This is a genomic window from Endozoicomonas sp. ALB032, from assembly GCF_049310125.1.
In the GTDB taxonomy this organism is placed as follows: Bacteria; Pseudomonadota; Gammaproteobacteria; order Pseudomonadales; family Endozoicomonadaceae; genus Endozoicomonas_A.
On the sequence record NZ_JBLYNW010000001.1, the window covers coordinates 2,068,416 to 2,091,931 of the forward strand.

Consider the following 23,516-nt stretch of genomic DNA (forward strand, 5'->3'; position numbering starts at 1 on the left):
TTTCTCGCTTTTCTTCTGAAGCATCATTCCGATTCGTCTGCCAGACTTCGTACAGTATTGATGACATCGTTCAGGTAATAACGGATTCTCAGCGTGCTTTTGTAATACTCAAACCGGAACACGGCACTCTGGACTCTGCTGTTGTGGTAATCCCCCTGGGCTGTGGTGATGTCCAGCAGGGTCTTTTCACCCAATTCAAATTCTTTGTAATAGAGATCGACAATTTCACGGTTGGTTTCCAGTGCTTCTTTATTGACGGCCTTCTCATCTTTTAACTTCAACATCGCGCTGTAAGCTTCCTCTGCCTCTTTTTCCAGTGCCAGTGTAGCCTCTCGTAACTGATGATTAGCCCGCATCACTTTGGCATTGTTTTCATCAACATTGCTTCGGGCCTTGAAGCCGTCCCAGATGTCATAACTCATTGTGATACCGGCAGCCTGTGTGGTTGACCATTTCCCGTTGGTATCCAGAGAATTTTCCCTGTTGGTTTCAATTTTCAGGTTAAATTTGGGATAAAGATCGGAACGGGCTTTGTCTCGATTTTCTTTGGCGAACTCAATGTTTTTTTTGAGAGACTGGATCTGATAACTCCGGGTTGTTGCAAATTCGACCAGTTCCTTCGGGGTTTGCTTGATAACCAGTCCATCCAGTGAAGGAATTGTCAGGTTTTCTGGCTCAATGTTCGTCAGGCTTTTAAAGGTTTTACGGGCAAACGTCAGGTCCGTCTGATACTGGATCAACTCAAGCTGGGCATTCTGGCTCAGACTGGTCAGACGCTGAACATCAGATTTGCTGGACGCGCCTGTCTGATTTCGAGTTTCAAGGATGCCCAGAAAACGATCGTAAAAGGCTATATTCTCCTTGATATAGCCGATCACCTCCTCGAGTTTCAGTATCTCCAGAAAGGTGTTTGAGGTGAGCAGCACGAGCTGCTCACGCCCGTTATCAAGATCCTGTTGGTAGGAATTCAGCTTGTATTTTCTGGCGCTGATCTGGTTGGAAATCCGGCCAAAGTCGTATACAACCTGATTAAGTGTTACGGATGATTTGCGTTTTTGCTGCCAGTTACTGTCTGAATTGTTGCTCTTGCCACTTTCTAACTGAAGGGTAATCTTCGGGTGGTAGTCGGCATAACTCTTGTCCAGTTGTGCCTTTCCAACCTCAACCGTAGACTCCAGAGACTTCAGGGTCGGGTTAATCGCCAGTGCTTTGTTAACCGCTTCAGGTAACGATAAAGCACTCACCGGGGAGAGAAACAGTAATGAACTCACTCCAAGCAGACTTTTTAGTTTCATAAAATTTGATCCTGCCTGTCCTGTTTTTTTTTGCTGCTTACCCGCGTTTTCAAAATGACTCTACACGTCTCAGAGTCTTATTCGGCTCACAACACGAAAACTGCAAAGGATGGTTCCTTTTTACATTCAGCTTTGGGTTGACGGTTATTAAGAAACAGATCAGACAGGCGATAGATAGTCAGACAATATCCTTCCCGCACACCTGCTACTGGAGCACCATGGCTAAAAAAGTTGAAAGCAACCCATGGCCCGGATTTGTGGATGCTCTGTCGACCACTCTGCTGGTCTTTGTTTTCCTGGTTGTTGTGTTGGTTATGGTCGTTTCTGCGCTGAGTGTTCAGGTGGGGTTTGATATTGCGCAATCATCAATTGAAGCTGAACACGCGGCAGCCGGTTCAACCGAAGGGCAGGAAGCGGGTCAGCAGGCTTCGGTGGAAGCGGATATTGAGAAAGAAATCGTTTCTGAAGCCCTGAGTGTTAATTTAGAGAGCCAGGTATCCACAGAGATAAAAAGTAAACTCATTCGTATAAAGTACGAGGATTTCAATTCACGGCTTTCTGAAGCCGCAAACAAAGAGCTGCAAGACTGGGTTCAGGCAAACATGGATGATTTTCAGGGTAAAACGATCCATGTTATCAGTTTGCTCAATAGCAGAAGTCTGGCAAAAACGGTTTCTTACGAAATTGCCTTCAATCGAATCTCTCAAGTTCGAAAAATTCTTCTTGATGCAGGTATGTCCGCTGAATTTATCAAGATCAGACTTGACGAATCCGGTACAGAGCAAAGAAACCAGGTGGTTATCAGGGTGTTGGAGAGCGAATAATGATGAAGCCGCTGTTAACCCGAATGCGGTTTCGTTCGATTTCCCGCTATTCCGTTATTTTCACCATCACTTTTATTGTCCTGTGTTTTCTGGTTTGGTCAGCTATTGTCGAAATAGACGTGGTTGTCAAAAGTCATGGTCGGGTGACTACTTTCAGCAATAACCGTGTAGTTGAGCATCTCGAAGGCGGTATTCTCACCGAATTGCACGTGACAGAAGGGCAACGGATTCATAAAGACATGGTGTTGTTTTCGGTGATGAATCCTTCTCTGACCGAAAATATCAGCATTTTGAACCAGAGACTCATAGGGCTGACCGCAAAAGCGCAACGATTGTATGCGGAAATGACGGGTAAAGAACTGATCACTGCCAGTAAAAAAACGGCTCGAAATAACGAGCACTACCTTAACGAACACGAGTTGTATAAAAAACGTGCCAGAAAGCTCAGCGAACAAATCTCCATTGTTCGGCAACAGATCAGCAAAGAGGAAGCCCAGCTATCTGAGCTTGACCAGGTCATCAAGGATATGAAAAACGAGCGGGCAGTCGCTCAGAAGCAGTTAGATATATTGACGACGCTTCTCAGAGAGGGTGCTGGTTCGATTCATAATCAACTGGAAAAAAAGATGGTGTTGCTGAAAATCGAGACCAGAATCAACCAGTCAACGAAGCAGATTCCGGTCATTAATGCCAACCTGTCTGAGCTGCGCTTAAAGAAAACCAAGCTGATGACGGATTTTCGTGAAGAGGCACAGCACAATTACAACAAGGTCCGATTAGAAATTACCCAGATTCAGGCACAGATTCGTTCTTCCAGTGAACGGGAGATCCGTAAAAAAGTGGCAGCACCGGTTACGGGTACCTTGCATACCCTGCATGTCAATACTATCGGCGAGGTCGTCTCACCGGGTTCGATATTGGCGGAGATAGTCCCGGATGGCGTTCCCCTGATGGTCGAAGCCATGGTGGCCCCACATGACAGAGCCAGAGTCTGGCCCGGTCAGTCGGTAAATGTTCGGGTTTCTGCTTACGATTACACGACTTATGGTTCTCTAAGGGGCAAGGTTCTGGAGGTGAGTGCTGACACCTATTTAGATAGTGTCACGGCCAAGCATTACTATAAAGCGATGATTGAGACGGAAAGCTCAGGGTTTGGTGAAAATAATCAGTTGATTCCCGGCATGACCGTTGAACTAAATATTCTGGCAGGCAAACGCACGCTGCTCGGTTATTTACTGGGGCCCTTGTCTGAATCCATTGAATTTACTGCGACATTGTAATTCAAATTGTGTAAATACTCGTGGCTGTCATCAGGATATCATTAGACCACTTCACTCCTCTACTTCTTATTTTGAGTAAAGTAAAGGCTAGGCTTTGTTTTACACTAAGTCCAATTGAGCAGAAATAAGTTAATTGGACACGATAGATCAGTGACTTAGCGTCGTGCTGTGGTCTGTCCGGAAAGTACACTTAACTTGACACAAGCCGGTTCAACCATCCTTTGTCTATAATATTTGCACGCTCTGTTGCAGGCTGTAATGCTACAACGTCCCAACGGAGGTGTGACGGGGCAATTAGCACCAGAGATACCGGCAGGGCTTCACACCTTCAACCCAATAAAACTCTTGCTTTTGGTGGTAATTGGGCTGACGTACAACATCTGGTATTTTTGAATGAGTATTGAAAGAAACTTAACATTTTGAATGATTTTAAGTTGACTTACCCACCTGATGAGCTAGTATTTCGGGTAACACGGCCCCCGCCTCTTCGTTGCTTGCAACCTACGCGGGGGTTCTTATTTTTACCTTCCTATAAGTCCTTTCCACCCATCCTGTAGCCCGATATCGTTTATTGACACCTTCCTGTCGGACTTGATTTCAGGGAATTCATCCAACTGCTGTATAAGTCTGTCGTGCCATTTCGTGGCAGGGCAAATAATACTCAACAGGTGAGCAACAATGTTGATCAGCAGAAAGGGTTTGGATATCAGTTCATTCTTTCCAAGGTAATGGTCACACCAGCTAATCTCACCCGGAGCGGGTAATTTCGGCTGATCAATCACATTGCGATTCCAAAGGCGGCTGTGGTGAGCGCAGAGATTACGAAGGTAGTTCAACGAGCGTAACCAACTGGAAAATACCTTGAAGTCTGTCACCCCATACTTTGAGGAAATTTTCCTTTGATCAGGCACTTTCATCATCGAAAACAGCTGCGACATGGCCCCGAAGTCCCAGACCTCTATAGCAACCCAAATGGGTAAGTCTGCACCATGATTGTGACGATAATGCTTAACGAAATCTTCCTTTGATCGTTTCAGCAGATTTTCATATTTTTTCAGCCAGTTAGCATGTCGCTTATTTTTTCCTGCAAACGTCGGATGAAACTGGTCAATATTCTTGTAAGCGTAGGTATCTCGCTCACCGAGCAAATAAGCGATATCGACCCTCAAAGCCACTTCAATCCGTTCAAGTGCATCCAGCATCAATTGCCGTAAGTTCTTATCAAAAATATAGAGATTCACGGCATCAGAAAAGTGTGTGTTTGCAACAAACTCGTTTTCTTTAACCACTTGGAAATTTGGCTGAATGCGAAAGACCCGGAATGGATAGAGGTAGGCACTCAGCCGGTAATAACCAATGCGCTGGAGATGATTAAGTGCAGCAGTTTTGTCTGAAACCACCAGATTACGGGAGACCAACAAATCCAGTTGTTGCTGGAAAGTTTTCCAGGGACGTTCGTAAACCATTGAACCTCAGTATTTATGCCTGATTTTTTATTTGGCAACCTGCCAGCGTGTTATTCACTAACAGGATACTATAGTGACCTCTTAGGGTAGACATTAAGCCCCACCCACAGCACAAAGTCCTAATCTTGTACGCCCCGAACAACCATCTCGTGCAGGGTGTTCACGTCTCGCATTATCTGCCCAGAAGTCCAGCAGCTTCCTTGTATGTGAGAGCAGAGACTTTCCTGCATTCATCAGGGATAAAATGACATTACCAAACAGCCGGGTTCCACTTTTCATCGCCTTATGCGTCGAGATTTCTTCAATGGCTCCACTTTCGTAGAGGTTCGCCTGAGCAGCATGGGCAAGATACCTTTTCAACGTCACAACCACGAAGGACATCAGAATCAGGCTAAACACCAGTGTCGCTGATTTAGTGTTAAAACGATGCCACCCTGAATAGGACTTGATCTCTTTGAAGATAAGCTCTATTTGCCATCGTAGACGATAGGCCTGAAGTACTTCACTCAGGGTGAACTCAACCCGGTTAAGGTTGCTTACAACGAATACCCATTTCAGTTTCCTGTCATTCCAGCGGACAACCAAACGATATGGCCAGGCTTTGAATCCTGGCCATTCTACATCCAGGTCGAGGCATTGATCTTTAGGGAAGCCAGACAACACCTCCTTAAGTTTTTTCCCTTTGTAGCGATTGAGATTTTTGCCATCCTCCCGTACTGCGCTGAGTATCGTCGGGTTGATACTCTGAGGTGCCTTGCAGATAAAAGACCCCTCCCGATCATCAATGGCAGCAAAGCGTTCCAACTCAAAATAACCGGCATCGATCAGCATCAGGATATTGGCCATGGAGGTTGGCAGTGGTGGCAGACAGTCTCTTTCTGAACGGGTATCTTCAGTGAGCTGCACGCGCACCAGATTGTTGGTAAGAAGATCCATTGTCGTATGAAGTTCGACAGCAGCAGGACTGACCGTTGAGAACCTGCCGGGAAATGTTTCCTTTAGGGCATCGTAGACAGCTTGCGATGAGCCGTCATGAATCAGAATGTGCTCAAACTCTGAAAATGGACTGTCCTCATCAAACGCCATGACTTTGCGCGAAAAGATTTCCAGACACTGCAACCATAGCCAGAGGACAAGAGCAGGCATCGCGTCTTTTTTAGCTTGATTTGCCCAGGAACGATAGGAGACATTCAGCCCCGTCAACTCATTAAATTTTCGGTGGAGATCGGCTTGAGTATCGCAGCTTCCATCACCAGCGAGGGCAGCAATCAGTGAAAGGATAAAGTCCAAGGGGCGGATATCTCGCTGTCGTATAGTAAAACCAAGCTGCTCCGCCATGCTGAGGAGTTCAGACCGGTCGAAACACGTCAGCAGTTTTTTTCAACTAGTCTATTATTTGCGATACTCATCTTGTTCAGCCTTGATACTTTTCGCGAAGCTTTATTTTGGCTGTTCAAGGTGAGTTCTGCCGCTAGAAATGAATCTTTTTTGAGCTTAATGTCTACCCTAAGATAGTGACCTGCTAGATCCTGCACCAACATAAAATATCAATATCAAGTGACTTTAATCCCTTATATCCCAAGCCCGTTTGAGCACCCTGACGAACGATCAGCAAGCAGTCGGGGTTCAGAATGGATATATCTTGAAATACCTGCTCTTCAAGCTGGTTTTCGTTATCCAATGGAGCAGTGGGCAGGTTTTGCCCATTTTCCAGATGCCTTGTTGTATTGCCATACTGAGTTCCTTGCCTCACTGTCAGGCGACTGCTTGTTCGACCATTGCATTGGCCAGTTGTAACTGGGTGGTTTGAGTTTGGTGGATTTGGGATTTTAGGGTGTTGCAAAACCCCATCAACTCATTAACTTTTGAAACGATGCGACTTTTCTCTTTCGCAGGTGGTATTGCAACTAAACACCCTCTGAGTTGTGTTTTGTTGATGGATGCTAGGTTGGTAGTTTGTTTACTGGAACCTGCAAAATAAGCCCTTGCGAACGGAGCATTAAGATACATTTCAATCCAGTCTTCGCTCTGTTCCTTGAGGAAGATTCGGGCTTTGAAGACATGGTTCTGATGAGCGACATAAGGTAGCTCTCCAGACCAAACCGATGTACGACCTACTTTGTCCCAATCACCACCTTCAGTAATGAGCAAGTCTCTGGGGATAACTTCGTATTTTTCCTTTTCCTCGATTGGAATTTCAACTTCCTTTATCACAGTTAGATCAAGCGCACTACGCTGCACATTAGCAACTCGCAAATACGGAACAGAAATCAGGTTTCTTCCAGCTAGCTTGCGACCCTTGGTGATACCACTTTGAATATCCACGATATCCTCAAGCTGAGCAAACACCCAACCAGCGGGCAGATTAAAGGGCTTTTCTTCATCGGTAATCACTGGCAACGGTTTCTGCTTCTTAATCTTCTTGTCTTTCACTAACTGCGCTTTCTCAGCCGCAATTTTTTCCAACAGTACTGAAGCCGGTTCATCTTCCGGATTCTGCGGCACCAGCCTGCCCATTACCGCCAGTTGCAGAACGGTTTGTTTAAGCTGGTCAACGCTGTGGTCGGTGGTGAACAGGGTGTCGAAATTCTCGGCAATTCTGGCCCAGTTTTCAGCCACTTCATCGGCAGTAGTGCTGTTGGTTAAGGTGGCTAGCAGTTCTTCCACCAAGGTTTGGTGGGCGGTGATGCTGTTGGTTTGTTGTTGTTCCAGTTGGTCGCATAAAGTCATTAGTTCGTTGACTTTTGCTGTTATACGAATGAACTCCGCTTCTGGGGGAAAAGCAAAAAGAATTGTATTCATCTTTGCTTGATTCATCTTGGGTTGAGCAGTACCAGTAACATAAGATTCCAGTGAAATAGCATTGATAAAAAGTCCAAGATATATCAAAAATTCTTCTGTTATACCGTCCAGTACATGGGCATGGTTGTTTACCCAATACTTACCATAAGCCATAAATGCAATGGGAGTTGATCGATTGATTAGGTTTGCACCATCCTCCCCAATTAGCAAAAGCGGCTTATCAAACAAGTAGCCATCAATTGAATCAATCACCCCGGAAGCACCGTAATAATCATACTTTCCTTGGCGGCTTCTGCGTTGACTAACAGATAACGGCACCCGTTCGGCATCGCGGTTAAACGTCACATCGCCAAACCTAACCCAAACCCATCCTTCCGGCAGTACAAAAGGTTTTTCCTTATCGGTAATAGGTGGAACAGGCTTCTGTTTTTTAATCTTCTTTGTTTTGAGTAACTGTGCTTTCTCAGCCGCAATCCGCTCCAACAAAACCGAAGCCGGTTCATCGTTCGAGTTCTGCGGCACAAGCTTTCCCCGAACCGCCAGCTCCAGAATCAGCTCCCGCAATTTCTTAATGCCATGCAAATCCAGCTTGCTGCTACTGCCTCGGCCGGACGCACTTTTGGTTGTGTGAGCACTGCCCCAGAGGTCAAAGTTTTCGCTAACGGCGTTTAACATCATTTGACTCCCTTCTCAGTGTTACCAGTTAGGGCTTGTGCCAAAATTTCTTTCAGCTGACGGCGGGTTTCTGCCATTTCCTTCTGCTGAGCAGCGTACTGGCTCAACAGCTCATCCGGGTCATGACTGACTTGTTCGCCGATATGAGGGTTGTCGATATCGAGGTTGTAGATTGGCCAGTAGATGGCATCGGCTGCTTTCTTTTCCGTGTCGGCTTTTGCCTTGAGTGTTTTGGCTTCCTGGGTTTGCTGCCTGATCTGTTCGTTCAGGGCTGCTTTTTTGCTGACAACAGAGACGGTTTTCAGATCTTCTTTTAGCTGCTTAACGCTGGATTCCAGCCGGTTGGCCTGTTGCTTGTAGTCGGCTTCTTTATCTCTGTGTGGCTGTGCCTTTTTTTCGGCTTCAGCTTTGATGGTTTTGAAGTCTATTTTCCAGGCAAACTCACTCTGTTCCCGGCTGGCAAAACCATCCGCTTCGTTGCCCCACCATACTTGCTCAGCTTTGAACTCTTCCACCCGCATGGGCCGGGTTTTGCTGTAGTTCTTGTAACCTTCCGGATAAGGGTGTTGGTAAAACCAGATGGTTTCTGTTGGTTGCCCCTTGGTAAAAAACAGCAGGTTGGTTTTAATGCCGGTGTAGGGATTAAACACACCATTGGGTAAACGGACAATGGTGTGCAGGTTGCACTCTTCCAGCAGCTTTTCTTTCAGCTTCGATTTGGTGCCTTCGCCAAACAGGAAGCCATCCGGCAAGACCACAGCAGCACGACCATTCTCTTTGAGCAGGCGAATAAATAACGCCATGAACAAATCAGCCGTTTCTCTGGTTCGGATATTGGCCGGGAAGTTTTTTTCTATCCCTTCTTCTTCTGTGCCCCCAAAAGGCGGATTGGCCACAATCACGTCTACCCGTTCATCTTTTTTCCAGTCAGTTAATGGGCGGGAAAGGGTGTTGTCGTGACGTATCTGGCTGGGCACTTCAATGCCGTGCAGTATCATATTGGTGGTAGCGAGCAGGTGAGGAAGAGGCTTTTTCTCTACACCGTATATGCTGCACTGTAGCTTCTGTTCATCGGCGGGCACTTTAACGTAATGCTTACGCTTATGCTCAATCGTGCAGGTCAAAAAGCCGCCAGTTCCACAAGCGGGGTCCATGACTTTTTCATTCAGTTTTGGATCGATCTGGCTCACCATAAACTCGGTAACGGCACGGGGGGTGTAGAATTCCCCTGCGTTACCGGCACTTTGCAGATCTTTGAGGATTTGTTCATAGATATCCCCAAAGGCGTGACGTTCCTGTGCCTTGTTAAAGTCGATGCTTTCCTGAATTTTATTAATGACCTGTCGGATCAGCTGGCCTGACTTCATGTAGTTGTAGGCATCTTCAAATACACTGCGAATCACGAAGGCTCGTTGATCATCACCCTTTGGTTGAAGGGTTTGTAATTCCGGAAACAGCTCATTGTCGATAAACTTTTTAAGCTTGTCACCGGTAATGCCTGCAGGGTCTGCGGCCCAGTTCCGCCAGCGCAATTCTTCCGGAATAGGTGATTCATAGTGTTCTTTGAACAGCTCCCACTCGTGCTCCCGGTCGTCAAAGATTTTCAGAAAAAGCAACCAGACCAGCTGACCAATACGCTGGGCATCACCGTCTACCCCTACGTCCTGGCGCATAAGATCCTGAATGGATTTGATCGTACTCGTGATACTCATTGGTCTTCAGAAATTTCCCAGTAAACGGCCTGATGGCTAACTTCGGACAGGTGAAACCAGCTTGTTGCAATCAGGTTAAATAAAACGAACGCCCGTCCTTCATTGATGTAGTCTTCATCAATCAAATAACAGGCTTTGAGCTGACTGTCGGAGAAGGCGATAGAGCTATCCCAACCCTTGAAAGCGTAGCCATTAAGGGCTTCCAGTAAGTCAGGGTAATGCTGTAGTAAGTCGGCAATAGTATGCCACTTCGACTCACGGTAAAGCTGTCAGCAGGCTGGGATCGTAGTTTGCTGACAATATCGTCGCTGGTAAGCAGTGAATCAAGGAATGCTTTAAACGATGGATGTTTAACATTTGTCATTGTGTCAAGGTACTACCTATCCAAATAATACAGTTGCTCTTCCAGTTCTTTAAACGCCTTCTGGTACTGAGACTTGCCACCAAACGCTCTTACTAATTCTATGGGCGCACCTATCTGGCTAAATGCCTGATCCGTCAGAATAGTCATATCTTCCACTGGCTCGATGCCGACATCGGCGTATTTGTCGAGTAATGTTTCCAGCACCTGACGAGCTACCCCTTCGTATTGGCTGAAATAGTTTCGCTTCTTCACATTATTGGCACGCTCCCGTCGAGTGAGGGCTGGCCGGTCAAATGCAATGTGACAGATCAAGTCAAACGGGTCCAATTCTGTTCCCAGTTTCTCGCCGACATTATCTTGTAACTCCTGCCAGAAAACACCCAGTTCTGTCAGTTCATCAATTATGGCTTTTTTCTTGTCGGCAGCGGACCACTTGCGGAGGAAATCATCCATGCTGGCATACTGCTTTACGACACACTGTTTGGTGTAATCGTGCATGGATTCGGTGACCAGTTTGCCGCTGGCATCCAGATGCTGAACTCGATATTTGGTGACTTTAAACGCCTGCCCTTTGACATGGTACTTGATGCGGGGTGGCTCCGGCGGTGGTTCAGGGTCGCCTTCATCGCTCCCTCCGGGTGGTATGGGTTCTGGCTCAGGTTCCGGTGTTATTTCGCTGGGTGGATCAGTGATGATCGGCGGATCTTCCTCTATTCCTCCTCCGCCACCTTCTCCTTCGGGATTTTCAGGTTCATCCTCTGGCGGGATAATGGGCTCACCTGGCTTAGGCTTGAATATCTGTACCGGCTCGCCATCGAAGTCTTTGTCGGCAAAACGTTCAGTGGCTTTTTTAAAGTCCATGATAGTGAACCAGTGTTTGCCGTGATCTTCATCAATACGGGTGCCACGACCAATGATTTGCTTGAATTCAGTCATGGATTGGATGCTCTGATCGAGAACAATCAGCTTGCATGTTTTGGCATCCACACCGGTCGTCATCAACTTGCTTGTCGTGGTGATGACCGGATAAGTGGATTCGGGGTCAATGAAGTTATCCAGCTCATCCTTGCCTTCTTCGTTATCACCGGTAATCCGCATCACATACTTGCGGTTCTCTTTCACCCGATCCGGGTTCAAATTCACCAGTGCTTCCCGCATGCGTTCAGCATGATCGATGTCGTCACAGAAAACGATGGTCTTCTGAAACTCATCGGTTTTCTGCAAATACTCAGTAACCTTCAGCGCTACCAGTTGGGTTCGCTCGTCAAAGACAATGTTTCTGTCCATATCCCGCTGGTTGAATATGCGGTCTTCAATCAGGTTGCCATACTTATCGATCTGTCCTTTTTGTGGTCGCCAGCCTTCAAGATCAATATCGAAATCAAATCGGATGACTTTGTATGGTGCCAGGAAGCCATCTTCAATCCCTTGTTTTAGAGAATAGGTATAAACAGGTTCACCAAAGTAATGGATATTGGAGACTTCCTTCGTCTCTTTTGGGGTGGCGGTTAAACCAACGTGTGTTGCAGAGGAAAAGTATTCCAGAATTTCTCGCCATGCAGAGTCTTCACGGGCGCTACCACGATGGCATTCGTCTATGACAATCAGGTCAAAGAAATCAGGATCAAACTGTTTATAGATGTTTTTTTCTTCTTCATTGCCTGAAACGGCCTGATAGAGCGACAGATATATCTCAAACGCTTTGTTGACCTGGCGCTTTTCAATTTTGGTCATCGCTGGGCCAAAGGGTTTGAAGTCGTTGGACTTGGTTTGGTCCACAAGAATATTGCGGTCGGCAAGAAACAGAATGCGCTTCTTCTTTTCAGATTTCCAGAGCCGCCAGATGATCTGGAAAGCGGTATAGGTCTTCCCGGTTCCAGTTGCCATGACCAGTAGAACTCGATTCTGGCCTTTGGCAATGGCTTCAATAGTGCGGTTAATAGCGTTTGCCTGGTAGTAGCGCGGAGTGCGCCCGGAACCATCATCGAAATAAGGGTAATTGACGGTTTTTTGAGCTGGCTCGTCTAATTCTTTTGCCTGGCAGTAGCGACTCCATAGCTCACCAGGCGAAGGGAATTCATTAAGGGACAACTCTGTTTGGGTTTGATCTGCATTACCCGTGCGGTCGTAAAATTTGAAGCCATCTCCATTACTGGAGAACACAAAGGGAATATCAAGTGCTTCTGCATAGCTCAGGGCTTGCTGCATTCCGGAGCCCATGCTGTGCTTGTTATCTTTGGCCTCGATGACCGCTATGGGTTGGTTTTTCTGATGATAGAGGATGTAGTCTGCCCGACGTTTTTTACCTCGGGCATGGAGCTTACCGCGAACGATGATGCGGCCTGCGGTAAAGGTTACTTCCTCTCTTACTTGAGTTTGGATATCCCATCCGGCCTTTTCGATGGCTGGGGTGATGTATTTGGTACATATATCACGTTCGGATAGTTCTTTTTTGTTCATCTCTCAGATCCTGTCACGTCAAGACCTCCCAAACTGCAATGAATCGCCACGAAAATAAGCCTGAATATGAGCGAAAAGCTTGAATAGTGGGATCATTGTACAAGTGATAATAAAGAGAATGGGAGTGGCAAAGTTTGATAAAAAATGAACTGTATGTACGTCGACTTCTTGGTGTTTGGTGCTGGCATCTAGTGTTGAGATCGGGCTGGATGCAGGTTCGCTTTCCAGACTGGAGCAACCTGAATAATCTCAAATCAGTTCTGGGGGTTCAGCTGATCATGCTGCTTCAAAAAAATAGCTATCCTCCGGTTGTTTTTAATGAAGTGTATCAGGGTGTGTTTGAGCAGTTAAGGCATTTTAAGACGTATAGAGTGGGTTGGGTATATGTGATAGAAGGCACTGGATAACCTTCCCCTAATCTAGTGTTGACCTATTCCGACGGAAAGAGGGCGCATTAGCAGGCGCAAAAGCTCAGAAAGCAAAAAGCCCGTAGTGTTCACTAACGCTACGGGCTTTGCTATATATGGTGCCGGCACCAAGAGTCGAACTCGGGACCCACTGATTACAAGTCAGTTGCTCTACCAACTGAGCTATACCGGCAAAGAACGAGGTGCATAATATGTATGAGCAGGTTCTTTGTCAATAACACCGGGTACAAAAAACAGACCCTGCGGTCTGCTTTTTGTACGATCCTTGTGAAACCTCTTCCTGCTCTGAAACGAGCATCCTGCTATCCTGGTCTTTCCTGACCACTTCAGGCGTCCTGCCTCAATTTACTTCCCATCTGAATGCTGACTTCAAAGCTTCCTGCTTTGTCCGCTTCCTGCGGTATTCAAGTCTTCCTGAGTATCCCGAGGCGTCCTGCCTGAAGTAATCCTTGTCAGCTAAAGTCTTCCTGACTTTACGAACGTCCTGTTCCCTGCTGACGATTCCTATTATCCATGGCTAGGTATTTTCCGAAACCGGAGGTTTCCCCTTCCTTTTGTGAGACATTGACCATAGTGCGTTGGAACAGTTATCGCTGACTGGCAGCCAGAAGCCCGCCGCAGGTTATAAACATTGAGCCAAACAGTCGGTTTTGCAGCTTCCCGTATTTTTTCAGAAATGGCATCAGCTTTAGGGCGAAGCTGGCGTAACCCAGCATGACCAGGCTATCAACCAGGATCATAGTGATTCCCATAATCAGGTATTGGGGCCAGAGTGTCAGAGCAGGATCAATAAACTGCGGCAGGAAAGCCGCCTGAAAAACAATGGCCTTGGGGTTAGTCAGATTCACCAGAATGGCACTGGCAAAGGATTTTTTCTTGCTGGTGCGGATTTGGCTTTCGACCGAAAACTCATTGGGTGCTTCACGCCATTTCATGATGCCCAGGAAAATCAGGTAAAGAGCGCCTGTCCACTTGATCAGGGTAAACAGTGTCTCTGAGGCTGCAAGGATGGCCCCAAGACCGGCAGCGACGACAATCAGAAATATAATCAGAGCGACCTGGAGTCCCATGATGGATGGCAGGGTCCGGATCAGCCCTGAGCGAATGGCGTTGGCCATGGTATTAACCGCACCGGCTCCCGGCGTTAAGCTGATAATGATGGTTGCGGCCAGAAAAGTCAGCCAGGTATTAAGTTCCATTGAAGATTCCAGGTTAGAAAGCCAAGTCTTTCTAGAGTAGGCCCGATGGTTTTTAATCGATGAAAGCTTAAAGCCGTGCAAGAGTAAATAGTCACATCCCGATAGTAAAAGATATATATGGACCAATAGGCCACAGACAAGAGGCAAAGTGATGAGAATTGAACCGTTCAGCTTCGTAAAAAGAAAGCGGCTAACCCGGACTTGAAAGAGCGAATCGTCTTGAAACCAAATGGCAAGGTTTACATCATTGAATCCTTTGAGAATAGAGAGCGCAGGCAAGAAGCTATCGCACTGCTGAAGCTATTGTCTTTCGGTGCTAAAGATGAGTCAGAGGGCAAAACACTAACCGGTGATCAGGTGCTGAATAATATCAGGGCAAAGTATCTGAACAATGCCTGTTATCTAACCTGAGTCCTGTCAGCCCTTTATGAAGCTGATGATAGAACCCAAAGCGACCAGACACCCTGAAAACCTGTGACATTGGCCTCTTTTGAAAGCAGGTCGCCATTACAACTGCATCTTCATTGGAGGCTTAAGACGATTAGCTACTGAAGAAAAGCGATAGCGCGGCTCTGTCAGTGGCAGTTTCAGGTTTCTACGGTGATTAACATTCTTTTTAAAATATTGGGATGAATCGCGATCACATACCTACGAAAAAGGCCGGATAGCATAGTCAGCATCTATCAGAGTGAACGACATTTGTCTTTTGCGAGAACTCAGCAAAGCACACTGTAAAACTCACCAACGGGAATCTTCCAAAAATTTCAAGAGAGCCAAAATCGAGCTCAGTTCATCAGTAACACCTTCTACTGCTGATTTCCTTTACCTCTTTAATCAAAAATCGATCCGAAGGCTACCTGGTACTTGTGTAGCAATATCTACATATAATTAAATATAATTACATATAAAATTATAACTTCAAAAAGTATTAAATAATGCCTTTCCACACATTTATGGACGATCTGGGGGGGTGCAGTGTCTCAATTTTACGATGTTGAACCTTCGCTTGATAATTACTGGCGCAGCATTATTCTTTTCGGCAACAATGTAGCTTCTTACAAATTTGCCCTTGCCTGTTCTCTTTATGAGTTGTCCAACTCAAGCGATGATTTTATCTCTCTGGAACAGCTGGCAGGCCCATTCTCTCGCCATATCTGTGAGCATCTGAAAGAGGCACCAAAACAGACGACATCAAGATCCAGTAAGTTTCTGTCAGCATGTTCAGATTTCAATCTTGGTAGGGTTGATGAGGATTATCTCTGTGCCCAAACAGTAAGACTCGGTTTTCAAAATGTCATTGACGCCTTTCACAATGTTAATCGTCGTGAAGTCGACAAACGCTTTTTCATAGATGAGCGTAAAACGACTAACAAAGGCATCCGACTTACAGAAAATTTTTACACCCTCATGGCATCAGAAGCCATAAACAGCATAAAACCCGAAACCGATGCTCGTTGGCGATTGGTAGAAAGTGCCTGGCAGTCAGGCCTTGCAAGAAATCTCCTGCGTGTTGAGCATGACCACCATAGCAAGCAACTATTCACTCATCTGAATGACCGCAGGGTAAACATTACCAGCTCCAGAGACAGCTTGAACGGCTACCAGAAAGGAAGATGTTTTTACTGTTTTGATCATATATCCATTCAATCAGGGGCGACCGACCTTGCTGATGTAGACCATTTTTTTCCATGGTCAATCAGAGAGTACATACCCACTATTGATGGTATCTGGAACCTTGTTCTTGCCTGTCAGAGCTGTAACAGGGGGGAGGATGGTAAGTTTGCTCAGCTTCCACATATTGACTATCTGTACAGACTTCATGCCAGAAATGAGTATTTTATCAACAGCCATCTGCCTATCAGAGAGACTTTGATTCAACAAACAGGCAAAACAGAAGCATTACGTAAAGCATTCCTCCAGCACAGCTACGATCAGGCTAAATTTCAACTTCTGCATAGTTGGAAAAAGCCCGAACCTCGTGGATCGAGAATCTTTTAATCATTTAGGCCTAAAATTACATTTAGCCATTGCTCAGTGGCTCTTTCTGGCCTTAGGTCACGGGTGGTCCAGCTGTTGTGAATCCATAGCTCAGTTGAGCTCAGCATGTTTTGTAATAGAGCGTCATCCATATACGTAAAATGACGTCCATCCCGTAATGCCTCACCCTGCCCGTATTTAAAGGAACAGTAAAAATAGCCGCCCGGGACCAGAAAACCAGCCAGATGGTTAATGGTTGCAGCCAGATCTGAGTAAGGAACATGAAGCAGGGAGGCACAAGCCCAGATTCCATCAAACTGTCGTTTTGTTTGAAACTCATTAAACAGGCAAGTCTGAACTGTCAGACCCGTTAGTTGAGAGGCCATTGCTGCAAGATTGGCGCTGGCATCAAATGCAGTGACTTTGTAGCCCCGGTTAAGAAAAGCTCTGGCATCCCGGCCTGAACCACAACCAGCGTCAAGGATATGCCCTCCATTGGGTATCAATGGTAGGAAAAACTTATAAAGTTCCCGAGCATCAACGCCAACAGTTGAACTATAAAATTGCAGCGCATTTTTCTGGTAAAAATCTGAGGTGGTGGTCATGGCTTGGCTTGTAGTGTTTTGCAGTAAATCTATCATGTTGATAATACCGAATGAGGTTCGGAATGAATAACATGGCGTTTTATAAAAAGCCTGCAGCTCTTCATTAGGGATTGCCTGTAAATAATGTCATTTCTTAAGCAGGTCTGCACTGATCCGTACTCGCTTTATAAAGCAAAGAGGCAACTTTTTGTCTGCCAATGAAATACAACTGTGCACCAAGGTGGTGGGTAAGGAGCCTGGTCTGCATAGTCAGACATTGTAGTGTTTGACATCCTTCACCACTGATTTCTTTGAATCAGTCGTGGAGGATGTCAAAATAATGCAGGTCACACTGGGCGGGTCAAAAATCTTTTAACAGCAATGAATGCCACCCTGCTCTGGGCATCAACCGATGCCTGTGAACAGGCGGTCAATAATTTTGCCAAGTGCCTTTGTGACACTCTCGATTGTCTACTAAGCTCATCGCTCACACAACAAACTGTAAAGGTAAATGTATGAGCCTTGAGGCAAGAGTTGAAAGACTTGAGGAGCAACATAGACAGATGGACGCTAACATGCACAGTCTGGTGAAGGTTTGCGCAGACACACAGAGCATTGCTATGACTAACCAGCATGACATTGCAGACTTAAAGTTGGATATTGCAGGGGTCAAATCTGAGGTTATCAGGGTTAAATCTGATCTTTCGGCACTGACACAAGCAACACTTGCAGGCTTTAAGAGAGTTGATGAACGTTTTGACGAACAAGATAAGCGTTTTGACGAACAAGATAAGCGTTTTGACGAACAAGATAAGCGTTTTGACGAACAAGATAAGCGTTTTGACAAGATTGATAAACGACTCGACGCACACGATAAGCGCTTTGACGAACACGATAAGCGCTTTGACAGGATTGATGAACGCTTCGACGAGCACGATAAGCGCTTTGACAAGATTGAAGAAACACTTGCCATCATCGTGAATCATCTCAAAAAATAACCACGTCATTTAATAGCAAAATCCAGCGGCTTGTCTACGACAGCCGCTGATTTACTGGCGTAGTGCAGGTATACATCAGAACTGTTTACAGAAAGATAGTACTTCCACGATCTGAAAGCCAAATGCTTGCCTGACCATGAAGGATTAGTATCCGGCCACAAAATACTGGAAGTGAAGAAGGCTCAAATCCGGAAAAACCAGCAAGTAAAGGATGAGAGAGAATAAAAAGGAAGAGAGATGAGAGAGCCGGGAATTTACCGGTTTTCTTGCCATGAATCACACGACAAGATCTTGAGGATTGGTGCCCAGGAGAAGACTCGAACTTCCACGCCCTTTCGGACACTAGCACCTGAAGATACTACCACAGCCTTATAATTCAAAAACTTACCAAATTAATTGGTTCTTTTGATATGGCTTTGAGTTGCCTGATATCTGTTTTTCTGTGCTGTTGAACGTAATGATCAGCAGTTCGACCGTAGGCATCGTGACTGTAGGATATGGCATCCACTCTGGCTGCCTGTTTTGATTTCCAGACGAATCCCTCTTTCTCGTATGCGGTATTCTTTTTTCGAATCCTGGTAAAGAAGTAGTTGGCACCACCAGAGTACAGGTCTTCGGAGTACGACATTCCACCCAGCTTTATGCCTCTACGGATTTTATCGGTGGTAGATGCCATCTGACCGCCTGAGCTGAGGACGTTCTTCAGGGTTTCAACGATGTTTTTCTCAGCAGTATTCTCATGGAATATTCGATAGTCCTTTTCAAAACCTTTAAAGGCTTTGTCTTCCAGAACCTCAGGTCGATAGTGAACTCTGCGACCATGACCGAATGCCTGATGTTGCCCCATGGATTGATAGGAAGGGCTGTTCTTTAGATCCAACTCTAATGTTTCGCTGAGTGAACTGAGCTTCAGATCTATGCGTTCCTGCTGGTCATCCATTCCCTTGGTCAGGTTGGACAGTTTCTTATCCTGCTTGTGGATGTAGGACAGCTTATCAAGATAGAGTTCCTCAATATCCAGTGCAGAAGTCCGCTGGCTGTCTATGCCCAGTTCATTGATGGCATCAAAGATCTTGAGTGCATCGTCCTGCTTATTGCCGGGTACCTCAATTTCCACTCTGCCCTGCAGGGCAAAGCGCACGTCATATTCTCCCTGGGGCCAAAAGCGTATGGTGGCACCATTCACTTTAGTTTCGTAATGGCTGGTACCCACTAACTCCTTTGATTTCCCATGTCTCTGGTGACCTCTGTCGAAGCTTGAAAGGCCATACTCAGTGTTCTTCTTTTGCCATTGCAGGCCTTTAGTCTTTGCGCCGGACTTGGCTGGTTTAATAGTGAACTTCTTATAGAAGCCAAGAGTTTTGTCCCAGCTCGGTATCTCGCCAGAAACCTGATGGTTTCGAACCTGCGACAGTCGACTAATGAAGGGTTCTGTCTTCTTGTTGAAGTCCGTCAGATCTTTATTAGGGCGTAGTTTTTTAGCGACGTCTTCTGTGAGTATTTTTTGAATCTCCTCGTATCGTTCAATAGCAGCATCAATATATCCAAAAACATGAGGTTCCAGTGCCATGTCGTTGTCTGCTCTGTGGGCGACTGACTTAACCGCTTTGATGATTAAGCCATGAAGGTCATCAAACTGCTTGCCGTCTTGAGTCTGGCTGAGTGTTCTCTCCAGCTTTCTCATAGCAGCAGGCATGAGCTTGAAGTAGGCACCTGTTTGCTGTTTACCTTCCGGGCTTTGCTTGTGATACAGAAGGACGTTGTGGTCTTCAATATCGTCTTTGTCAGTGGCTATGGCATAACCGTTGGATCGACTGTTTTTGATCTGCTCATGTTCCAGTCGAGTGATCGGAGTGCTGGTTGCTGGCTGAGCCTGTTTTTTCTGAACGGCTTGCGGGAATTGCTTGGCGATATATTTTTGTCTGGCCAGCAGAGTGTTGACCAGTTTGGTTCGCTCTCGTCTCGTGGTCGGTCCGTAGGCTTCTACCATTTCTTCTATTTGTTGACTGCTGAGGCTGAGTACTCTCCTGGCACCTGCCACCATGTCGTCTTTGGTGACATTGGCAAAGACCGCTGCAGACTGTGGGTTCATGCCCGGATCTCTGAGGCTCTCAATTTCCAGTACTTCTTTGCCGAATGCTTGCCCTTTCAGACCACCCTGGGCTCGATAGCGAAGGGCTCCACCCACATCGATGTGAATGGCCTTGCTGCCTTTGATGAGCAGGTTGTCATAACCAAGACCGGCCACATCCCAGTTGGCTAACCGGGCATCCACCATAAAGTTGTCGTTGATTCCCTGAATGTTCCCGTTGGCAAGCTGACTGCCATCCTGCTGCAGGTCTTCTATGATCTCGGAGGCAATGCGTACTGTCTTGCCTTCTTTCATCAGATGCAGGGTTGGCACATCCACACCTGCAGCTTCATACAGCTTGGCTGCCAATACTTCATTGCGAGCCATATCTTCACTGGCGGGTTCTTTGACGTAGTACTTCTTGCCCGTCGTTGTGTCCTGGTAGATGCCTCCTGGATTGGAGCCTTTCTGGTTGCCGATCTTGGTAAGGTTTGACCACTCCGGCGCTTTTGCCTGTGGCTCCACAGTGGTGGGTGCTGGGTCTGTTTTCTCGACCGGATTTGAGGTGGTTTGCTTTGTCTTTTTCGGTACTGTGACTACTGGCTCACTGGCAGCAGCTTTCTTGGCCACATCCACTTTGGCCAGAAACGTATCTTTCGCTGCATCATCCAGGCTGTTGAAAGCAGCTTGCTGTCCGGGTGTTGGCAGCTTGCCTTCCAGCACTTTTTTCTTGTAGCCAGATAACTTGGCAGCGACTTCTTTCTTCGCTTGCTCAAGTTTGTATTGTTCTTCCACCAGCTGGAGCAGTTTCACCGGAGTCAGATTTTCTGCCTCACCTGACTTCTCGAGCTTTTGCAGTATCTGGTGCTTGAGTGTCTGTCCCTTTGGGTTGTCTTTAATGTCTTTCAGAGTTGCCTTTGCCTGATATTGGCCTGTCTTTAATTCGATGGCATCGTCAATGGCTAACTGAGCTTCTCCCGGGAGGTTGTCGTAGGCTGCCTGAGCTTTGGCACTGGGCTGCTTGTCACTGACCTTGGCTTTTTTGTACTGATTCAGGAGTACGGATTGCTCGATGCTGGTGGCTTTCGTTTTTGCTTTGGCTAATAGCTCTGTGGAGCTGAGTCCGGCACTGCCTTTCTGCTTGTTCAGCTGCTTGATAGCATTGGCCAGATAGGGTGTATTCTCACTGATGGCAGTATCCAGCTGGTGCTGAGCAGCTCTCTCCAGTGTTTTCTTCTTCTGCCGTTCAAAAGCACCATCGATTTCTGACTGGCCCAGCTTTTTCAGAGCCTGGTTTGCTGCCAGCTGGGTCATGTAGGCTTGCTGGGCTTTTTTGATAGCCTGGTCACTGACTTTGTTGGCTTGTTGTTGGGCGATGGTCAGCTGACCGATTTTTTTCTTGCTTGACCTGTTTCAGATGATCAAGTCTGCGCTTGCCGGGGTTGTGATCCCAGCCGGGATCAAGATCAGCAGGGACGTTGCGTACTTTGCCTGTTCTGGAGTTTGTCCATAACCGCTTCTTGATCTTGGGTTTGGGTGAGAGACTAATGCCCTGCTGTTTCATCTCATCACGGGTCATTTGAATGACGCCACAGCGACAATTCCAGCCATTGGGCGGGTAGTGAGTCTGCCAGAAAGGGTCATCCACGGGTCGAGCAGTGCCGTTCCACTGTTGATGTTCTGGTCGGGTGCGATGATCTTCTACTGCGTCGTACATCAGGTAGGGAGCGGTTTCCTTGTTGGCATCGATGCTCTGCCACTGACCTACCGCATAGGCGCTTTGGAGATTGGTTCTGAAGATGTTCTCCAGACGGGAGGCACTGCCCAGCTGCGCTTTGATGACTTTGCCGGTGAGCGGGTCGACCACATCCTTTTTGCCCCACCAGCCAGCTTTCTGCAGTCTGGGGATCATCTGTCGTTTGAATTCGTTCAGGGTAAGACCGTCGTCGATGGCCTTGTCCAGATGCTTCTCAACCGTGGACAGCAGATCGTTGTCCATCATCTTGGCCACTGTCAGTGCTGCGTCGTTTTCTTCGCCGATCATGTCCATCCAGCTGAAGCTGGTGGTTAATCCTTTGCTTTGGAAGTGGCGGATAGCATCTTCGGGCTTGAGGTCAAAAGAAGTCGTGAGTTCAAAAAAGTTAAAAATCTCTGTGGCCATAAAAAGCTCCTCTGGTAGTAGGAGCTTCTTTGCTGTGGCTTTTCTTGATCAGTCAGGAATATTCCGTTACCTTTTTTTATTCCTACCTAAAATCTCAAAGGAATGAGACCAATGAAATTGCTTAATCGCAACTTTTTTGCTTTGTTGATTCTGATTTTTTCTTCTCTGACGTTCTCCATCACTTCTAATGCTTCAGAATCCATCCCAATGAAAAAGCATAAGTTTGAATTGCTTGGTGATGCTAATGCTGCTCCTGCCCTTGGTCTGATGGCACAGCCTTTTAACGCCTCCACTATTACTGGAGCATGGGCTGACTCTGTGACTGGACCGACTATGTATCTTAGAGGGTAGTACTATATTTCCTCTTTGATGGGATCTACAACTTCCATTCCAACCAATGCCACAGTGACTCTTGTTCAGTGGAACTGGAACATTGCCAATAAACCGGCAGGGCTGATTGTATATCTCTGCGATACTATCGGTGGTTGTTTAAACGTATCTGGCTATCAATCAGCTGGTAGTGAGGCTTTCCGGGGACGCTCTGCAAACGCAGAGTACTATTTTGCTTTCGGTGTGCCTGGTAGCGGTAACATTTCGCCAGTACCTTTTGGTATGACAAATAACATTATCGTGAACTGGACAAGTAACAATTGATCCTGGATTTTTTGAGGTGAGAACCAGCATTCTCACCTTTTAATGTCCCATCTCAAATATACCCTATCTTCAGTTTGAAGCTCTCTGGCAGGTTAGCATACAGATCGAATATTTTTTTCATGATCTCAATAGATGAGGTGCCTTCAGCCCTTTCTTTTTCATACAATTCGATTCTCTGTTGCCTGAAGAAATCAGCCTCAGCTTCGAATTTTGGTCTGTAGCTAGTGTCAGTGACCGGTGTTCCATCCAGGTACTTATGGTCAGCGATTCTTGGGCTGGTTGGTGCTGGAACAAGGAGAAAATTAATACCATAGGCAAATTGTTTTGCGTCAACAGCAGCTTCTCTTGGGTTGTTTTTATAATACTCGATCTCTTTAGGATTTAATGTGTATGCCTGTTTTGTACTGATCTTACTCAAATCCCTTGCTTGCTGACTGATCTGAACTTGAACTTCTTTATTACCTGAAGGAGTCTGAGATGCTGAAAGAGGGTTTTTTGCAACACCTGTAGCTGCTGTATTGTATCGGTTTGTTGAGATTGAACCAATTTCCATGAAGGTATCCTCT

General features: G+C 46.3%; 20 protein-coding genes and 1 tRNA gene. 8 read left to right on the plus strand and 13 right to left on the minus strand.

Features of this window, described 5'->3' with window-relative positions:
- Positions 1–23 precede the first annotated feature (23 nt).
- A complete protein-coding gene (locus ACO6VG_RS07280) occupies positions 24–1,295 on the minus strand; it encodes a TolC family protein (protein ID WP_422139528.1) in 1,272 nt (423 codons plus the stop codon).
- 218 nt (positions 1,296–1,513) lie between these two features.
- Between ACO6VG_RS07280 and ACO6VG_RS07285 the strand changes: the two genes are divergently transcribed.
- Entirely contained in the window at positions 1,514–2,119 is a 606-nt protein-coding gene (locus tag ACO6VG_RS07285; protein ID WP_422136312.1) for a hypothetical protein, read from the plus strand.
- Positions 2,119–3,399: an HlyD family type I secretion periplasmic adaptor subunit gene (locus tag ACO6VG_RS07290; RefSeq protein WP_422473300.1), complete on the plus strand. Its 1,281-nt coding sequence runs from the start codon at positions 2,119–2,121 to the stop codon at positions 3,397–3,399. The genes ACO6VG_RS07285 and ACO6VG_RS07290 overlap by 1 nt, the downstream gene beginning before the upstream one ends.
- Before the next feature lie 521 nt (positions 3,400–3,920).
- Here ACO6VG_RS07290 and ACO6VG_RS07295 read toward each other — a convergent pair.
- The 6 genes from ACO6VG_RS07295 to hsdR form a co-directional block, all read right to left on the minus strand.
- Positions 3,921–4,865, minus strand: a complete 945-nt coding sequence (locus ACO6VG_RS07295) for an Abi family protein (protein ID WP_422136314.1) — start codon at positions 4,863–4,865, stop codon at positions 3,921–3,923.
- A gap of 93 nt (positions 4,866–4,958) precedes the next feature.
- Positions 4,959–6,239, minus strand: a complete 1,281-nt coding sequence (locus tag ACO6VG_RS07300) for an IS4 family transposase (protein ID WP_422476263.1) — start codon at positions 6,237–6,239, stop codon at positions 4,959–4,961.
- Positions 6,240–6,387: 148 nt separating this feature from the next.
- Positions 6,388–6,618 (minus strand): hypothetical protein, encoded by a 231-nt coding sequence (locus ACO6VG_RS07305; RefSeq protein WP_422136315.1) that lies wholly within the window; start codon positions 6,616–6,618, stop codon positions 6,388–6,390.
- 2 nt (positions 6,619–6,620) lie between these two features.
- Positions 6,621–8,342 carry a restriction endonuclease subunit S gene (locus ACO6VG_RS07310; protein WP_422442062.1) on the minus strand — a complete coding sequence of 574 codons (1,722 nt, stop codon included), beginning with the start codon at positions 8,340–8,342 and terminating at the stop codon, positions 6,621–6,623.
- The gene (locus ACO6VG_RS07315) at positions 8,342–10,054 is read right to left on the minus strand and encodes an N-6 DNA methylase (RefSeq protein WP_422473302.1); all 1,713 of its coding nucleotides are present in this window, start codon (positions 10,052–10,054) and stop codon (positions 8,342–8,344) included. The genes ACO6VG_RS07310 and ACO6VG_RS07315 overlap by 1 nt, the downstream gene beginning before the upstream one ends.
- A 376-nt stretch (positions 10,055–10,430) precedes the next feature.
- Complete coding sequence (gene hsdR, locus ACO6VG_RS07320; RefSeq protein ID WP_422473304.1) at positions 10,431–12,878, minus strand: EcoAI/FtnUII family type I restriction enzme subunit R; 2,448 nt, start codon at positions 12,876–12,878, stop codon at positions 10,431–10,433.
- A gap of 209 nt (positions 12,879–13,087) precedes the next feature.
- Here hsdR and ACO6VG_RS07325 point away from each other — a divergent pair, with 209 nt between their 5' ends.
- A complete protein-coding gene (locus tag ACO6VG_RS07325) occupies positions 13,088–13,285 on the plus strand; it encodes a type I restriction enzyme endonuclease domain-containing protein (RefSeq protein WP_422137057.1) in 198 nt (65 codons plus the stop codon).
- A 117-nt stretch (positions 13,286–13,402) separates the two neighbouring features.
- Here the strand turns inward: ACO6VG_RS07325 and ACO6VG_RS07330 are convergent.
- Both ACO6VG_RS07330 and rhtB read right to left on the minus strand, forming a co-directional pair.
- Positions 13,403–13,478 (minus strand) — tRNA-Thr (locus ACO6VG_RS07330).
- A 415-nt stretch (positions 13,479–13,893) separates the two neighbouring features.
- On the minus strand, positions 13,894–14,505 hold the full coding sequence (gene rhtB, locus ACO6VG_RS07335; RefSeq protein ID WP_422136325.1) for a homoserine/homoserine lactone efflux protein: 612 nt from the start codon (positions 14,503–14,505) through the stop codon (positions 13,894–13,896).
- A 219-nt stretch (positions 14,506–14,724) separates the two neighbouring features.
- On the opposite strand from rhtB, the gene ACO6VG_RS07340 reads away from it, so the two are divergent.
- Together ACO6VG_RS07340 and ACO6VG_RS07345 are read left to right on the plus strand one after the other, a co-directional pair.
- The gene (locus tag ACO6VG_RS07340; RefSeq protein ID WP_422473306.1) at positions 14,725–14,916 is read left to right on the plus strand and encodes a hypothetical protein; all 192 of its coding nucleotides are present in this window, start codon (positions 14,725–14,727) and stop codon (positions 14,914–14,916) included.
- A 564-nt stretch (positions 14,917–15,480) separates the two neighbouring features.
- On the plus strand, positions 15,481–16,503 hold the full coding sequence (locus ACO6VG_RS07345; RefSeq protein ID WP_422473308.1) for an HNH endonuclease domain-containing protein: 1,023 nt from the start codon (positions 15,481–15,483) through the stop codon (positions 16,501–16,503).
- Here the strand turns inward: ACO6VG_RS07345 and ACO6VG_RS07350 are convergent.
- Entirely contained in the window at positions 16,500–17,123 is a 624-nt protein-coding gene (locus ACO6VG_RS07350) for a class I SAM-dependent methyltransferase (protein ID WP_422473310.1), read from the minus strand. The two genes, ACO6VG_RS07345 and ACO6VG_RS07350, sit on opposite strands and share 4 nt — an antisense overlap.
- 458 nt (positions 17,124–17,581) lie before the next feature.
- Here ACO6VG_RS07350 and ACO6VG_RS07355 point away from each other — a divergent pair, with 458 nt between their 5' ends.
- Positions 17,582–18,064, plus strand: a complete 483-nt coding sequence (locus ACO6VG_RS07355) for a hypothetical protein (protein ID WP_422473312.1) — start codon at positions 17,582–17,584, stop codon at positions 18,062–18,064.
- 376 nt (positions 18,065–18,440) lie between these two features.
- Here ACO6VG_RS07355 and ACO6VG_RS07360 read toward each other — a convergent pair whose 3' ends face one another.
- Complete coding sequence (locus ACO6VG_RS07360; RefSeq protein WP_422473314.1) at positions 18,441–21,449, minus strand: hypothetical protein; 3,009 nt, start codon at positions 21,447–21,449, stop codon at positions 18,441–18,443.
- A gap of 31 nt (positions 21,450–21,480) precedes the next feature.
- A complete protein-coding gene (locus ACO6VG_RS07365; protein ID WP_422473316.1) occupies positions 21,481–22,296 on the minus strand; it encodes a phage minor head protein in 816 nt (271 codons plus the stop codon).
- Positions 22,297–22,407: 111 nt separating this feature from the next.
- Between ACO6VG_RS07365 and ACO6VG_RS07370 the strand changes: the two genes are divergently transcribed.
- Complete coding sequence (locus ACO6VG_RS07370) at positions 22,408–22,647, plus strand: hypothetical protein (protein ID WP_422136331.1); 240 nt, start codon at positions 22,408–22,410, stop codon at positions 22,645–22,647.
- 18 nt (positions 22,648–22,665) lie between these two features.
- A complete protein-coding gene (locus ACO6VG_RS07375) occupies positions 22,666–22,950 on the plus strand; it encodes a flagellar protein FlhE (RefSeq protein WP_422136332.1) in 285 nt (94 codons plus the stop codon).
- 52 nt (positions 22,951–23,002) lie between these two features.
- Here ACO6VG_RS07375 and ACO6VG_RS07380 read toward each other — a convergent pair whose 3' ends face one another.
- A complete protein-coding gene (locus ACO6VG_RS07380) occupies positions 23,003–23,503 on the minus strand; it encodes a hypothetical protein (protein WP_422136333.1) in 501 nt (166 codons plus the stop codon).
- Positions 23,504–23,516: the final 13 nt, after the last annotated feature.